General features: G+C 59.7%; 17 protein-coding genes and 1 pseudogene. 14 read left to right on the forward strand and 4 right to left on the reverse strand.

Annotation, left to right across the window (positions count from 1 at the left end; all coding sequences use genetic code 11):
- The first annotated feature begins 1 nt into the window (after position 1).
- The 5 genes from NKJ15_RS08000 to NKJ15_RS08020 all read left to right on the forward strand — a co-directional run bounded on the left by NKJ15_RS08000 (position 2) and on the right by NKJ15_RS08020 (position 3,727).
- Positions 2–391, forward strand: a complete 390-nt coding sequence (locus NKJ15_RS08000) for a response regulator (RefSeq protein WP_352470617.1) — start codon at positions 2–4, stop codon at positions 389–391.
- Positions 381–1,064, forward strand: a complete 684-nt coding sequence (locus NKJ15_RS08005; RefSeq protein ID WP_031211078.1) for a response regulator transcription factor — start codon at positions 381–383, stop codon at positions 1,062–1,064. The genes NKJ15_RS08000 and NKJ15_RS08005 overlap by 11 nt, the downstream gene beginning before the upstream one ends.
- Positions 1,065–1,624: 560 nt before the next feature.
- Complete coding sequence (locus tag NKJ15_RS08010; RefSeq protein WP_502893737.1) at positions 1,625–2,605, forward strand: alpha/beta fold hydrolase; 981 nt, start codon at positions 1,625–1,627, stop codon at positions 2,603–2,605.
- A 13-nt stretch (positions 2,606–2,618) separates the two neighbouring features.
- Positions 2,619–2,864, forward strand: a complete 246-nt coding sequence (locus NKJ15_RS08015; RefSeq protein ID WP_352470615.1) for a hypothetical protein — start codon at positions 2,619–2,621, stop codon at positions 2,862–2,864.
- A gap of 113 nt (positions 2,865–2,977) precedes the next feature.
- Positions 2,978–3,727 carry a glucose 1-dehydrogenase gene (locus NKJ15_RS08020; RefSeq protein WP_352814738.1) on the forward strand — a complete coding sequence of 250 codons (750 nt, stop codon included), beginning with the start codon at positions 2,978–2,980 and terminating at the stop codon, positions 3,725–3,727.
- Between the two features lie 284 nt (positions 3,728–4,011).
- Here the strand turns inward: NKJ15_RS08020 and NKJ15_RS08025 are convergent, their stop codons facing one another.
- A complete protein-coding gene (locus NKJ15_RS08025) occupies positions 4,012–4,221 on the reverse strand; it encodes a DUF680 domain-containing protein (protein ID WP_352470613.1) in 210 nt (69 codons plus the stop codon).
- A gap of 370 nt (positions 4,222–4,591) precedes the next feature.
- On the opposite strand from NKJ15_RS08025, the gene NKJ15_RS08030 reads away from it, so the two are divergent.
- The 9 genes and pseudogenes from NKJ15_RS08030 to NKJ15_RS08070 all read left to right on the forward strand — a co-directional run.
- Positions 4,592–5,383, forward strand: coding sequence for an alpha/beta fold hydrolase (locus NKJ15_RS08030; RefSeq protein WP_352470612.1), 792 nt, complete (start codon positions 4,592–4,594; stop codon positions 5,381–5,383).
- 66 nt (positions 5,384–5,449) lie between these two features.
- Positions 5,450–6,208 carry an SDR family oxidoreductase gene (locus NKJ15_RS08035; protein WP_352470611.1) on the forward strand — a complete coding sequence of 253 codons (759 nt, stop codon included), beginning with the start codon at positions 5,450–5,452 and terminating at the stop codon, positions 6,206–6,208.
- A 46-nt stretch (positions 6,209–6,254) separates the two neighbouring features.
- Entirely contained in the window at positions 6,255–6,656 is a 402-nt protein-coding gene (locus tag NKJ15_RS08040; RefSeq protein WP_352470610.1) for a cupin domain-containing protein, read from the forward strand.
- 51 nt (positions 6,657–6,707) lie between these two features.
- The gene (locus NKJ15_RS08045) at positions 6,708–7,355 is read left to right on the forward strand and encodes an HD domain-containing protein (protein WP_352470609.1); all 648 of its coding nucleotides are present in this window, start codon (positions 6,708–6,710) and stop codon (positions 7,353–7,355) included.
- Between the two features lie 266 nt (positions 7,356–7,621).
- A complete protein-coding gene (locus tag NKJ15_RS08050) occupies positions 7,622–8,143 on the forward strand; it encodes a carboxymuconolactone decarboxylase family protein (protein WP_352449835.1) in 522 nt (173 codons plus the stop codon).
- Positions 8,144–8,322: 179 nt separating this feature from the next.
- A complete protein-coding gene (locus NKJ15_RS08055; protein ID WP_352814742.1) occupies positions 8,323–8,718 on the forward strand; it encodes a CBS domain-containing protein in 396 nt (131 codons plus the stop codon).
- A gap of 127 nt (positions 8,719–8,845) precedes the next feature.
- Positions 8,846–9,580 (forward strand): sensor histidine kinase, encoded by a 735-nt coding sequence (locus NKJ15_RS08060; protein WP_352540087.1) that lies wholly within the window; start codon positions 8,846–8,848, stop codon positions 9,578–9,580.
- A gap of 52 nt (positions 9,581–9,632) precedes the next feature.
- The gene (locus NKJ15_RS08065) at positions 9,633–9,914 is read left to right on the forward strand and encodes a GNAT family N-acetyltransferase (RefSeq protein ID WP_352470606.1); all 282 of its coding nucleotides are present in this window, start codon (positions 9,633–9,635) and stop codon (positions 9,912–9,914) included.
- A 99-nt stretch (positions 9,915–10,013) separates the two neighbouring features.
- Positions 10,014–10,388, forward strand: a pseudogene (locus tag NKJ15_RS08070) (DUF1810 family protein); the annotation flags it as partial.
- A gap of 67 nt (positions 10,389–10,455) precedes the next feature.
- On the opposite strand, the gene NKJ15_RS08075 reads toward NKJ15_RS08070, so the two are convergent.
- The 3 genes from NKJ15_RS08075 to NKJ15_RS08085 form a co-directional block, all read right to left on the reverse strand.
- Positions 10,456–11,367, reverse strand: coding sequence for a pirin family protein (locus NKJ15_RS08075; RefSeq protein ID WP_352470604.1), 912 nt, complete (start codon positions 11,365–11,367; stop codon positions 10,456–10,458).
- Between the two features lie 26 nt (positions 11,368–11,393).
- On the reverse strand, positions 11,394–12,911 hold the full coding sequence (locus NKJ15_RS08080; protein ID WP_352470603.1) for a mechanosensitive ion channel family protein: 1,518 nt from the start codon (positions 12,909–12,911) through the stop codon (positions 11,394–11,396).
- A gap of 23 nt (positions 12,912–12,934) precedes the next feature.
- A partial coding sequence (locus NKJ15_RS08085) for a cytochrome b (protein ID WP_352814745.1) occupies positions 12,935–13,805 on the reverse strand: 871 nt, incomplete at its 5' end.

The raw sequence follows: 13,805 nt of genomic DNA on the forward strand, positions 1-13,805 counted from the left end.
GGTGAGCAAGCGGAGGCCTGTCGTGGCGATTGTCGACGATGACCCAAGGCTGCTCGAGTCGCTGGAGGACCTTCTGGAGTCCGCCGGCTATGTGGCCCGCAGCTTCTCGTCGGCAGGGTCGTTACTGGTCAGCGGCCTGTCTGGATTGGACATGCTTATCACCGACATCGGGATGCCCGGCATGGACGGCTTTGAACTTCGCGACTTGGTCAAGAAGGCGCGTCCGGATCTGCCTGTGTTCCTGATCACCGGCCGCCACGAGATAGTGGATCAGCACCGCGCCAAGGGCATTGGCAGGCTTTTCCGCAAGCCGTTCGATGGCCAGGCACTGCTTGCGGCGATCGGCGACGCTTTGCGCAACCCAGAAACGGAGGCTAAACATGAGAGTTGACCAATTGCCCTTACCGAGATCGACGCCGTCATCACAGCAGCGAAGGGCTGAAGCCGAGCAGCCGCTGGTCATTATTGTCGATGATGATGCCTCTGTTCGGGAGGCGCTGTCTGAATTGATCCTGTCGGCGGGTTTCCTGCCGGTGTGCTTTACCTCAACCCGTGAATTGCTTGACGCCGACGTGTTGGAGAGCCCCGGCTGCTTGATCCTCGACGTGCGCATGCCAGGGACGAGCGGTCTCGATCTGCAGCACCATCTTGCGAAAAACGGCAACCCCAAACCCATCATCTTCCTGACCGGGCATGGCGACATCCCGATGACTGTCCAGGCGATGAAGGCCGGCGCCGTGGACTTTCTCACCAAACCGGTGCGGGATCAGACGCTGCTTGACGCTGTGATCGCCGGCATTGCGGTGGATGCCAAGCGGCGGGCGGATGCCGTGATCGTCAAGCGCAACATCGAGCGCGTCGAGACGCTGACGCCGCGCGAGCGCGAGGTCCTGCGTGAAGTGGCGCGCGGGCGCCTCAACAAGCAGATCGCCTTCGACCTCGGCATCAGTGAAGTGACGGTCAAGCTTCACCGCGGCAATGTCATGCGCAAGATGGAAGCCGCTTCCATCGGTGAGCTGATCCGGGCGTGGGAAACGCTGCCCGCGCCGATGCGCGAGGTCTAGAATTTGGCACAAGCCGATCCATGCCCCATCCAATAGGATCGCCCGGCGCGCCGGGCCATTTCAGGTGCTTTCTCAGCGCGCCCAGGCCTTCCTGCCTGTTGATACGCTCGTCCTGCTGCGGGTGATCCTGATGTACATCGGTGGTCCTGTTTGGTGTTTCGCGGCAAGGCCCGCGCCAAACATCGGTTACTACTGAGCGGCGCTCTTTGGCAGCGCCAGCCTGACCGAAAAACGCGCAACATTTCATGCAACAGCAACTGACGCCGGCCATGCCGCGTCGGTCCCCGCGCCGCTACCCAAGCCTAATTGACGTGTGTCTATAAGAGCTTGCCTTAGCCCGGCCCTATCTTCGGCGTGCCTGCCCTGCACCTTGGCATCGTATGACAGATGCCTCCGTAGAGTAGGTTCGCGGCCCGGATCGGTGCATCCTGTTCCTCGCAAGCCATCACGACCGTCGCGTTTCTACCGCTCCTCGCTCGCTCCTCCCCGAACGCGACCGCTCAGGCCGACTCGACGGTCGTGATGGTGAGCAGGACGTTCAAAGCACATGGATGGACACGATGAACAAAGACGGACTTTTCTCCGTCGGCGGATCTCGCCGCGATGTCATGTTGGCAGGCCTGATCTCTACGGCAGCCGCCGGACTGCCCCGCGCTGCTTCGGCAACGAGCCGAAAACAAAACCTTCCCTCTTCCCCCTCAATCAAAGGAACCAAGACGATGAGCACCATCACGACCAAGGATGGCACCGAAATCTACTACAAGGATTGGGGCAAGGGTCCTGTCGTCACGTTTTCGCACGGCTGGCCGCTGAATTCCGACGCCTGGGACGGCCAGATGCTCTTTCTTGCCCATAACGGCTTTCGCGTCGTTGCGCATGACCGGCGCGGCCATGGCCGATCGAGCCAGGCCACGTCCGGCAACGACATGAACGGCTATGCGGACGATCTTGCAGCCGTGATCGAGGCGCTGGATCTCCGGAACGCCACGCTGGTCGGCCATTCGACCGGAGGAGGCGAGGTTGCTCGCTATATCGGACGGCACGGGACGAAGCGGGTGGCCAAGGCTGTTCTTATCGCCGCTGTTCCGCCGATCATGGTGAAGACGCCGGCCAATCCGGAAGGCCTGCCGATCGAGGTATTCGACGGCATAAGGGCTGGCCTCGTCAAGGATCGGTCGCAGTACTACCGGGACCTCGCACCGTTGTTTTATGGCGCGAACAGGCCAGGCGCCAAGGTTTCCCAGGGGACTCTGGATCAGTTCTGGCTCTGGAGCATGCAGGCGGGTCTCGTGAACGCGTACGAAAGCGTCAAGGCGTTCTCCGAGACCGATTTTACCGAGGACCTCAAGAAATTCGACGTACCAACCCTCGTCCTGCATGGCGAAGACGACCAGATCGTCCCCGTCAAGGACTCGGCAGTCAAGTCGGCCCGATTGATCAAAGGCGCAAAGGATATCTATTACCCCGGCGCGCCCCACGGGATCACGGCCACGCACCAAGATCAGGTCAATGCTGACCTGCTCGCCTTCATCAAAGGATAGCTTCTGTCGGCTCATGTCCCGGATTGTGGAACCGAACCACTGCGCCATCGAGCTGGAGCGCTGGCAGGGGCGCGAAACATATGCTGCGCCACGGCTGCCACTCGGGCAACTGCGCCTGTGCAGCCCGGAGGCGATCGCCGGCGTTCGACACTACGTCGCGCTGTCGGGGGTCGCCGCCGCGCGCTTGTTCTGCCTTGATGGCCAAAGCGCTCTCCAAGACGTCAAACTGGCTAAGCACCGGGAGTTTATCAATCGCTAGCCGTTTGCGATTGCCGCTCATTTTGGCGGTCTCAATTAGGCGTGAAATTTTCTTGGCCAGCAGTTGCGACTATCGCAGCAGCACCGGCGCTATTTTTCGAAGGCAGGAACGAAATGGGCGTACTCTCGGGCAAGATCGCGGTGGTCACCGGCGGGAACAGCGGGATCGGACTATCGGCTGCAAAAATCTTTGCGGCCGAGGGCGCGCAAGTCGTCATTACCGGCCGCCGGCGGCAGGCGGTCGAGGAAGCGGTCGCACAGATCGGGGCAGGCGCGCTGGGCATTCAGGGAAATGTGGCCGAGGTGTCGCACCATGACGAGGTAGCGCAACAGATCCGTCAGAGGTTCGGGGCGCTCGACATCTATATGGCGAACGCCGGCATAAACACCATCACGCACTCGGCCGACGTCTCCGAGGCGGAATATGATGCGCAATTTGCCGTCAATACGCGAGGCGTCTTCTTCGGCGTCCAGAAGCTGATTCCGATCATGCGGAATGGCGGCGCAATCATCCTCACAGGCTCGCTGGCCAGCGAGAAGGTTCTGGACGGTCATGCTGTTTACGCGGGCTCGAAGGCGGCCATAAATGCCTATGCGCGCGCTTGGGCGATCGAACTGAAGTCTCGCGGCATCCGGGTCAACGTGCTCAGCCCAGGTCCGGTGGATACGGCTATTCTCGATAAGCTAGGCATACCGTTTGAGCAGCGCGGGCTGTTTGAAAAGGCGATGGCAGAGGCAATACCCCTGGGCCGGATGGGGCAGCCGGAAGAGCTGGCAAAAGCCGCCCTGTTCCTTGCCTCGGACGCGAGCAGTTTCGTAACGGGCATCAATCTGCGGGTCGACGGCGGGATGGCAGTGCTCTGAGCCACGACTGCGATGTCGTCGCGCCAATAGACTTCCGAATAAATGGCTGAGCAATCGGTCATCCTCAAGACGATTTTCCGGGAAGCTGCCGCACGAGTCGCGCCAAATAGGTCGGAGGCGAGACGTTTTGTCGACGTGGCGCAAATTGAGCCACGTAAGCAGCAAGTCGCATTGCAGGGATCGACGCGCAAGAGAGAAGTCGGCTCGCCGATACGGCGGAAGGACCGAGGTCTCGCCCCGGTCCTTCAATTTTCTGTAGGTCGGGATCAGTGACCCCAGATGCCCTAGCCATATTCATCGTTGGGAACAGTCGGCTTGCGTACGGTTTTCGGCACCCCGATATCATTGTTCATTTTTTTGATCGAGGATGTATACATGTTGTAAGACGCAGTCGCAGGCTGCTGGGATCCGTTTGATCCATAGTGGTCGCTTCCGGCAGTGGCGCTTCCTGCTGTAATAACAAGCACGGCGACAGCAAGGACTGTCATTTTCATTTCAGTAACTCCATTGATGGCTTGGATGGTATTCACCCATACAAATATAAATGTCGTGACGCAGCGACACGATCAGACGGTCCGGCTGTTTGATCCATACGAAGGCATTGGGCGATTCAGGCCGAAGGCCAGGGACTATGTCGTTGACGAGAGGAGGCTTTGCGGCGCGCCCTCAGTGTCTGTTCCGGCGACCGCCGACAATGCACACCCGGCATAGATACCTCAATTTGCTGCAGGGCACCTGATCTCCCCGGTGACCTACCCTGCACCTTGGCATTGTATGACAGACCCTTCCGCACAATAGGTTGGCGGGCCGCGTCGGCGCATTCTCCTGAGCATTGGTCACCACAGGCGACACGGGAGAAAGCAAATGCGAAACATAACTCGAGTCCTGGCCCTCACCGCAGCGCTTGCCGCGTCGGGCGGCGGGATGGCGCAGGCCGCGAATTCTCAGCCCAAGCCGACGATCGTACTGGTGCACGGCGCCTTCGCGGAATCGTCGAGCTGGGATGCAGTCATCACCAAGCTCAGCAAAGACGGTTATGTGGCGAAAGCCGCAGCTAATCCGCTCCGCGGCGTTGCCAGCGATGCGAAAGCAGTCTCAGCCATCGTCCGGTCGGTTTCCGGGCCGGTCGTGCTGGTGGGGCATTCCTATGGCGGGCCCGTCATCACCGAGGCCGCCAATGGCAATCCCAATGTGAAGGCGTTGGTCTACGTGGCGGGTTTCGCGCCCGATACGGGCGAATCGAGCCTTACGTTGTCCAGCATGTTTCCCGGTAGCACCTTGGGGAGCGCGCTTGCTCCAGTCGCGTTGCCGGACGGCGGACAAGATCTCTTCATCGAGCCGGCCAAGTTCCGCGCGCAGTTCGCCGCCGACGTTCCGCAAGAGCAGACTTTGCTGATGGCTGCCACTCAACGCCCTGTTGCGCAGGCGGCTCTGGCTGAAGCCTCGGGCGTCGCCTCATGGAAGACGCTGCCGTCCTACATGATCTACGGCTCGGATGACCGCAACATCCCGGCAGCCGTCATGAGCTTCATGGCCAAGCGTGCGCACGCGGTAAAGACCGTCGTCATCGAAGGTGCGTCCCACGCGCTCATGGTTTCGCATCCCGACGAGGTCACGTCACTCATCGAGGATGCTGCTGCATCGGTCAGTCAGTAGCAGGCCGGAAACGCCCAGCATCCGATCGAGCAACGAAAATAGACACGCAACACCAGGAGACCAGACATGAAGATCGTCGTCATCGGCGGAACCGGGCTGATCGGTTCAAAGACCGTGGAGAGACTGCGAAACAAAGGCCACGACGTACTTGCGGCGTCGCCGAATTCGGGCGTCAACACCGTTACGGGAGAGGGTCTGGCGGCCGCGCTTGCCGGTGCGCAGGTCGTCATCGACCTCGCGAACTCGCCGTCGTTCGAGGAAAAGGCTGCCCTGGAGTTCTTCTCGGCATCCGGGCGTAATCTTTTTGCCGCCGAAACGGCCGCCGGCGTCCGTCATCACGTGGCGCTGTCGGTCGTCGGTACCGACCGGCTGCAGGGCATGGGCTATTTCCGCGGCAAGTTGCTTCAGGAAAAGCTGATCAGGGAGTCCGGAATTCCCTACACCATCGTTCACGCCACTCAATTCTTCGAATTCACCGCCGCCATCGCAAACACGGGCGCCGTCGGGGATACCATTCATATGTCGCCGGCCTACTTCCAACCCATGGCGGCTGATAATGTTGCCGATGCGATGGCGGACGTCGCGCTTGCCGCGCCGTTGAACGGCATGATCGAAATTGCCGGCCCGGAGCGTGTTCGCATGAGCGAACTTGTCGAGCGCTTCCTGAAGGCCACCAAGGACCCGCGCAAAGTCGTCCCGGATCCCGGCGCGCTCTACTACGGCCAAGTGGCAATCGACGATCGAACGCTGGTGCCCGGCGAGAACGCGCGCATCGGCGCCGTGCGTTTCGATGATTGGCTCAGCCGATACACACCACCGAAGTAAGTAATCATCGGATAGGCCCGCCATTCGCACAACAAGGAGACCAGACATGATCAAAACACTTCTCTGCGCCGCGCTCACCGCCGCTTCCGTCACCGCAGCAATGGCCAATGACGCCGCCAGCGTGAAGCTTGTCTACGACCAGGCTCTGCCAAACGTGCCCGGCAAGAGCATGAAAGCCGTGCTCGTCGAGTACGCGCCTGGGGGTACGTCGCCGGCTCATACCCATCCCAAATCCGCGTTCATCTATGCCACGGTCCTGCAGGGGGCGATCCGAAGCCAGGTCAATGACGGGCCGGTGAAGACTTATCGCGCCGGCGAGAGTTTCTCGGAATTCCCTGGCGACCGTCATGCCGTCAGCGAAAACGCCAGCAAGACGGAAGGCGCTCGTCTGCTTGCTATTTTCGTCGTCGACACCAGCGAGACGGAACTGACGACGAACGCGAAATGAAATCGTAGCCCCCAGGACCATCGGGGCGTACGCGAAGGGACGGTCAGTGACATGAATTCGATCGCCATCCGCACACTTGCGGGGATTTTGGTCCCCCATACTCCGCTTGTTGGCCGAGCGATCGAACATGCCCGCGCTCGATGTGAACCCTACCTGTTCAACCACGTGGTCCGATCCTGGCTTTTCGCGGCCCGGATCGGACAGATTCAGAATATCCAGCACGACGCGGAGGTTGTTGCGGTTGCAACCCTGTTGCATGACGTCACGCTCAATGAGGACTTCGCCGGGCCGCGCCGTTTCGAAGTGGAAGGCGCCGATCTCGCCCGCGCCTTCGTTCGGGAGGGCGGCTTCGACGAGCGGCGCGCCCAATTGATCTGGGACAGCGTCGCCCTCAACTCGACGCCGTCGATTGGCCTCTACAAGGAGGCTGAGGTGGCGCTGTGCACAGCCGGCATCTGCCTCGATGTCGTCGGCTTGCAATACAGCCTCGTTTCGTCAGCCGAGATTGCAAAGATCGTTGGCGAATTTCCGCGCCTCGGGATGAAGCGGCGGATGACGCGATGCTTTTGCCATATCGCCGAGATCAGGCCCGAAACCACCTACGACAACTTTGCCCGGGACTTCGGCGAGCGCTTTGTTTCAGGCTACAAGGCGACTTCGGCAGTTGATCTTGTGATGAACGCTCCCTTTGAAGAGTGACCGCAGTTTCGATCCAGGTTCTATCGACACCGGTCGGTTCAGCCTTGCCCTTCAAGTGACCCAAACGCTGTGCGTCTGTCGGATGCATGCGGCAAAGCGAATTGCCGAGGGCAGCGGTCAGGTGCCAATTTCCACCTCCTATACTTCGGTTTAGGCGCCCCAACCCAATCGAGTGGCAATACATATCATCGGCACGATAGCAACAGTTCGTCTCACCGGTCATCCTTACGGTGCAATGGATTGCAAACACCTCAAGGAGATAAGTAATGAATATTGCAGCGCCACCGGTCGCTCCGAAAGGAAAAGCCGTCGCCCAACGCGCGAGTTATGCGGAGCAGTCGCCGGAACTTCTGAAGAAATTTATTGAATTTCTTGGTGCGACGCGAGAGGGGTCGATCGAAGAGCCAATCCGCGACCTTGTTGCAGTCCGAGCCGCGCAGCTGAACGGGTGCACCTTCTGCCTCGATATGCACGTCAAACAGGCGAAGATCCATGGCGAGCGCGAACTGCGCCTTTACCACCTGGCAGCCTGGCGGGATTCGACCTTGTTCGTTCCTCGCGAGCGCGCAGCCTTGGCATGGACGGAAGTCTTGACCAAGCTGCCCGAGCAGGGTGTCCCCGACGAGATCTACGATCGGGTCAGGTCGCAGCTTTCCGAGAAGGAAATCTCCGATCTGACCTTCGTTGTCATGGCGGTCAACTCTTGGAACCGTCTGAATATCGGCTTCAAACCCGTCCCGGGCTCGGGCGATGCGAAGTTTGGCCTGAGCAAAGCAGCACTGAGCTAATCTTTGGAATGGGTCAGAATGGCGCTTGTTTGCGCGCCATTCTGACCGGCCGGACGAAGGCGCCGAGCTCGGCGACCAACACTGGAACCGATCCCAGCCCCGCGGCCGCGGCCGCGAGGCGCTCTCAGGAGGGCGTCATGCGAATTGACAGTCTGCATCCAGTAATATCGGCCCGTCTCATGGTGGTCGATGTCGACGCTCCACTCCGCAGTGCGGCACTCTCACTTTCCAGGCCCGCAATAGGCCTGGTCGTGGTGTGCCACGGCAGTGGGGAGGCGGCAGGCGTGCTGAGCAAGTCCGACCTTGTCCGCCATCTGGCGAATTCAGGGCCAACAGAAGCGCCGATTGCGGCTTTGATGAGCAGGTCCATCGTGTCCTGTGGTCCCGATGACGACCTTCATTCAGTGTGGCAGACCATGGCCGCGCGAGGCCTTCAGAATGTGCCGGTGCTCGGGGCCGACTCGAAACCGCTAGGCGTCCTCGATATCCGTGATGCGATGAAGGCGCTCTTCAAACAAGAGGAACTGCAGGAACGGCTGCTTGCCAACTACATCAGCGGGATCGGCTATCAATAGAGCATCGTCTCGCGATTGAATATACGGAAGTATGTATCGGCGTCTTCTTAGATATAATGGAAAATAAAAGCCATAAATTATAGCGTGTTGAAGCCAATAGGTGCCGACTTAGCCAGCGGGGAACGAAATGTTTCGTCCGGACATAAAAGAAGATGTCTTCGACGGCCCGCCCGATGGCCCTGGAGGTGGTATGTCCGTGCAAATGTCGACGGCCGGCATCGTCCATGACCTGGGCAATCTCATTCAGGTCGCCTCGTCGGCGTTGAACCACCTGGCCCGCGATCCGAGCATCCAAGCGGCTCCGGCGCTCGGGCCTGTAATAGCCGGCGCCAAAACGGCTTTGGAGCGGGCTGGTGGCCTTGTCCGGCAAACCATCAGCCTGGCCCGAGAGAGCCACGCGGAAATCGAATACACAAACGTAGGTGCTTGCCTGGCTGAGATCGAAACCCTCGTACGGAGCGCCTTGGATGCCAATTTCGGTCTTGAGCTTCGGGTTGGGTCCGACCTGCCTTTGGTGAGATGCGATCGCTTTGGATTGCAAAATGCGGTTCTGAATCTTCTGTTCAACGCGCGCGATGCAATGCCTGACGGCGGTTTCATCTCGATCGATGCCGGCTTGGCCTCTGAGAACTCTGCCGCCGGTCAGGTAGACATCCGCGTCGCGGACAACGGTATCGGGATGACCAGCGAGACGATGGTCTGCGCCTTCGATCCGTTCTTCACCACCAAAAGCGAAGGCCTCGGCGGCGTCGGTTTGCCGATGGTGAAGCACTTTGCCGAGCAATCAGGCGGAAGCATCGATATTCAGAGCACACTTGGGGCAGGCACGACCGTCACTCTGCGGTTGCCTGCGATGCGATAGCGGCCCGCCAATCTGCCTCCGGTGACACGTGACATACAATCGAGAGATAAAGATGGATGCACAAGTCGTTGAAAACGTCCAACAGCACCGTTTCGAGCTGCCGATCGCCGGTGATATGTTTGCGGCGGCCTGTTATCGGCTCGAGGGCGGGAAGGTTGCGCTGATACACACCGAAGTCCCGTCGGAATTTTCCGGACAAGGGATCGCGTCGCAATTGGCCCAAGGAACCTTCGAACTGCTCCGCAAGACCGGCCGTAAAGCGATCTTGAAATGTCCCTTCATGAGCCGCTTTTTCGCCAAGCACCCGGACTATGCAGATGTCGTCGGCGGCTAGTCATGGGCACGAATGTTGAGGGTTTCCCAAGGATCCATCCAAATGCCTGACGAGTATGATTTGCAGAGATTCGTCAGCGCATAGGATCCGGTCTACGACGACGCGCTGGCCATTCTACCTCGAGGGATGATGTGCACTCCCTACATGGAGTTCATCTTCCCAAGGTTGGCCACAAGGCGAAGTGGTACAGCGCCTGAGCCATATGCAATCACATCGCTCGACGAAGCCAGCGCCTATCTCTCGTTTCCGATCCTCGGAGGCCGTTATCGGGAATGCGTTGGCACCCTGCAACGGCTCTCCGGCCTAAGCGCTCGCGCTGTCTTCGGTGACGTTGATGCGAAGAAGTTGCACGCGTCCCTCACGCTGTTTTCCGAAGCAAGCAACGACGAGTTCCTGCTCGAGACAATCTTCGACGTCTGGTTCGACGGTTTGCTCGATGAGGAAACGATGAACGATCTCTACTTGATATCGTAGTGGTCTGCCTGCGCCACCCGGCGTAAAGCTGTCGCGGCGCTGAGGTCACCATCCGCTGCCTTATCCCTCACACGCTGCCATCTGGCAGAGGCATGAGCTCGTGCTCTCCCGGCACGCCGGGGAAGCGGCGTTCGCGCCAATCCGCCTTTGCCTGCTCGATCCGTTCGGCTGAAGAGGAGACGAAGTTCCAAAAGATATGACGTGGCTCGGCCAGGGGCTCACCTCCTATCAGCATCAGTCTCGCCGCATGGAAGGCAGGCGCCTGGAGCACAATCTCAGCGCCGGGCGCCAGAGCTACTAATTCGGCCTCATGAAACGTACCGAACTGGCCGACAATTCCAACCTCACCGGCGACGATGTAGATCGCACGCTCACGGTGTTCGGGTTTCACCTGGTAGCGCGCACCGCTCGTGAGCACAATTTCGGCATAGACCATGTCGGAGAACGTCCTTACCGGCGAGACCAACCGGTCGGACGCGCCGGCGATCAACGTAAACTCGACGCCGTCGGCACAGATCCTCGGTATTTCGGGAGCGCCAAAATGTGCGACGTCGGCGGCAATTTCTTCATAGCGGGAGGGGAGGGCGATCCAAGCCTGAGCGCCGAAGAGATTGCTTGCCGACGCCCGGACTTCCGGTGGCGTGCGCTCGGAATGGACGATGCCCGACCCGGCCGTCATCCAGTTGACCTCGCCAGGACGGATGGTCTGCACTTTTCCCAAATTGTCGCGATGGACGATCTCGCCATCGATCAGGTAGGTCACGGCCGCAACGCCGATATGCGGATGCGGTCCCATATCGAAACCGTGACCTGCGTCGAATATAGCGGGGCCGAAATGGTCGAACAGGATGAAGGGCCCGATCATCAGGCGATCCGAGGACGGCAATACGCGCCTTATCTTCAGTCCGTCCGCAAAATCACGGATAGCTGGCTGGATGAGTGTATCGATGCCTGTGATACCGCTTTGGCGGATGGTCATGGATCTCTGTCCTTCTGCATGCCTTGTCAGCCAGGTGCTCGAACGCGCTTGAACGAAGCGGCTCGAAAGACTGTCTGAATGGCTTTGAGGAGCGCGAATTTGGAGCTCGCGTGGTGCTGTCCGGCGATGCCGCTTTCATTAAAAGCCGACACCCTCATCGACAGGATCGCGGCAAGATCTTCGGCCATTTCGGGCCTGTCGTGCAGCAGCGGCGCAAAGCTTTCCTGGTCTATGTCGTAAACCGTGACAGGGGTCATTGCCCGCAAACTCGACATCTCGCCAATACCGGCGAGCAAGCCGGTCTCGCCGAAGAAATCGCCAGGTGCAAGCCGGGAGATCTCCTGCAGTTGATCATCGTCCTCGCCAATTTGCCGGACGATGACGCCCGTCCGAACGATCATGAGCGACGGCAGCATCTCTCCCTGTCGTGCGATGATTTCGCCCTTATGGTAGGTGCGAACCGAGGCCGCTTTGGCGAGCGAACCCTGCTCGGTATCCGTTAGCGCCGAGAATACCGGTATGGAATTGATGAGTTCGATCGGGGTGAAGCCTTGGGAGGCCGCCGTCTCGTGGCCCGGCCGGTTGGTCATGGCAATCGAGCCTGAAAATGGCTCCGCCAGCAGCATGCCGGTCGACTTTGAATGGCGATAAATGAGATCGAAGATTTCGTTCCGAGCGGCACTTCGCTGGTCGATACTTGCGACGCGAAAAAACAACTCGATCTCGATAGCTGTGGCATCCAGGCTTCTGATGGTGACCGAAGGCGAAGGGTCCTGGAGGATCGAATTGCAGCTCAGCAAGACAGTGCGCATGAGGTCTACGATGATCGCCGGCGTCTTCGTTGGCGCCACCTTGACGGTTACGGCAAGTCCATGGCTCTCGTCCGGACCGCTTAGATTTGTTACCCCGATCTTGGCGAGAAGGCTGTTTGGCAGCGCCACGACATTGTGTGTCGGGGTCAGAAGTTGGGTCGACCGCCAATTGGTCTCGATAACGCGGCCTTCGGTTCCGTCGCCCAGAATGATCCAGTTTCCAAGCACGTAAGGGCGGCCGAGGTTAAGCGCGATCGCCGAAAATACGTCACCAAGCGTATTCTGGAGCGCCAGTCCCAGGATGACGGCAAACACGCCCGACGTGGCAATGAGCGTTCCGACCGGCACTGCAAAGACAAACGCCAGGATCGACAGGAACATTCCAGCGTAGACGACACCGACCACGACGTCCTGCAGGAGACGTGCCTCGCGCGGCTTTCGCTCGAAGACGAGATAGATACGGACAAATCCGATCAGCGCCCAGGCAAGGTGAACCCACCAGAGCAGCTTGACCGAGCCGATGAGGATCGCTCCTCCGGTTGTCTCGTTGTCCCCTGCGGCCTCGTACGGCACGACGCGCAGGTGGAGAACCATGGCCGACATCGCGACGAAAAAGGCGAGTTGGACGACCAGCTTCGCATTGGCGAAGCGTCTGGGGATGAGAGACCAAACGACGATCCCGGCGAGGCCGAGCAACACGATGTAGACCAGAGGAGAGTTCCACCAGTTCATGAACGATCACCGCGATGCCCGGTTCAACGTTTGGTCTCCGGCCCGGCGATCGGGCCTCTGGCGCTGGCCTTGTCTTTTTCGAGAACTGCTTCGGTGATCGAATTCGGCAGCCGTCGCGGCTTTTCGATCAGCCCGAGCACCGGCATGGCGATGATGAAGAACGCAAAATAGTAAAGCGTCGCCAGTTGGGACATGACGACGTATGCGCCTTCCGCCGGCCCGGAGCCGAGCCAGCCGAGAAAGAGGGCATTGGCAACGAACAGCCAGAAGAGCACCCTGTACCAGGGCCGATAGACCGCCGAGCGCACCTTCGAGGTGTCGAGCCACGGCACCAGGAACAGCACGGCGATCGAGCCGAACATCGCGAGCACGCCGCCGAGCTTGGAATCGATCGGCCCGATATTGAAGGTGATGGCCCGCAGGATCGCATAAAACGGCAGGAAGTACCATTCCGGCACGATGTGGGCCGGCGTCTTCAGCGGATTGGCGATGCTGTTGTTGTCGGGATGGCCGAGGTAGTTCGGCAGGTAGAAGACGAAATAGGCGAAGAAGAACAGGAACACGAGGATGCCGAAGGCATCTTTGACGGTGGCATAGGGCGTGAAGTCCACGACATCGGTTTTCGATTTGACCTCGATGCCGGTCGGATTGTTCTGGCCGACGACGTGAAGCGCCCAGATATGCAAGGTCACCACGCCCACAAGCACAAATGGCAGCAGGTAATGCAGCGCAAAGAAGCGGTTCAGCGTCGGATTATCGACCGCGAAGCCGCCGAGCAAAAGCTGCTGGAGCCAGTCGCCGACCAGAGGTATGGCGGTGAAGAAACCGGTGATGACGGTGGCGCCCCAGAAGCTCATCTGGCCCCAGGGCAGCACGTAGCCCATGAATCCGGTC

The organism is Mesorhizobium sp. M0207, from assembly GCF_040321995.1.
Taxonomy (GTDB): domain Bacteria; phylum Pseudomonadota; class Alphaproteobacteria; order Rhizobiales; family Rhizobiaceae; genus Mesorhizobium.

Coding starts and splice junctions, on each gene's coding strand:
- NKJ15_RS08010 (WP_502893737.1), top strand. CDS start 1,625: ATGAACAAAGACGGACTTTTCTCCGTCGGCGGATCTCGCCGCGATGTC.
- NKJ15_RS08030 (WP_352470612.1), top strand. CDS start 4,592: ATGCGAAACATAACTCGAGTCCTGGCCCTCACCGCAGCGCTTGCCGCG.
- NKJ15_RS08040 (WP_352470610.1), top strand. CDS start 6,255: ATGATCAAAACACTTCTCTGCGCCGCGCTCACCGCCGCTTCCGTCACC.
- NKJ15_RS08050 (WP_352449835.1), top strand. CDS start 7,622: ATGAATATTGCAGCGCCACCGGTCGCTCCGAAAGGAAAAGCCGTCGCC.
- NKJ15_RS08075 (WP_352470604.1), bottom strand. CDS start 11,367: ATGACCATCCGCCAAAGCGGTATCACAGGCATCGATACACTCATCCAG.
- NKJ15_RS08080 (WP_352470603.1), bottom strand. CDS start 12,911: ATGAACTGGTGGAACTCTCCTCTGGTCTACATCGTGTTGCTCGGCCTC.
- NKJ15_RS08015 (WP_352470615.1), top strand. CDS start 2,619: ATGTCCCGGATTGTGGAACCGAACCACTGCGCCATCGAGCTGGAGCGC.
- NKJ15_RS08005 (WP_031211078.1), top strand. CDS start 381: ATGAGAGTTGACCAATTGCCCTTACCGAGATCGACGCCGTCATCACAG.
- NKJ15_RS08025 (WP_352470613.1), bottom strand. CDS start 4,221: ATGAAAATGACAGTCCTTGCTGTCGCCGTGCTTGTTATTACAGCAGGA.
- NKJ15_RS08035 (WP_352470611.1), top strand. CDS start 5,450: ATGAAGATCGTCGTCATCGGCGGAACCGGGCTGATCGGTTCAAAGACC.
- NKJ15_RS08020 (WP_352814738.1), top strand. CDS start 2,978: ATGGGCGTACTCTCGGGCAAGATCGCGGTGGTCACCGGCGGGAACAGC.
- NKJ15_RS08045 (WP_352470609.1), top strand. CDS start 6,708: ATGAATTCGATCGCCATCCGCACACTTGCGGGGATTTTGGTCCCCCAT.
- NKJ15_RS08060 (WP_352540087.1), top strand. CDS start 8,846: ATGTTTCGTCCGGACATAAAAGAAGATGTCTTCGACGGCCCGCCCGAT.
- NKJ15_RS08065 (WP_352470606.1), top strand. CDS start 9,633: ATGGATGCACAAGTCGTTGAAAACGTCCAACAGCACCGTTTCGAGCTG.
- NKJ15_RS08055 (WP_352814742.1), top strand. CDS start 8,323: ATGGTGGTCGATGTCGACGCTCCACTCCGCAGTGCGGCACTCTCACTT.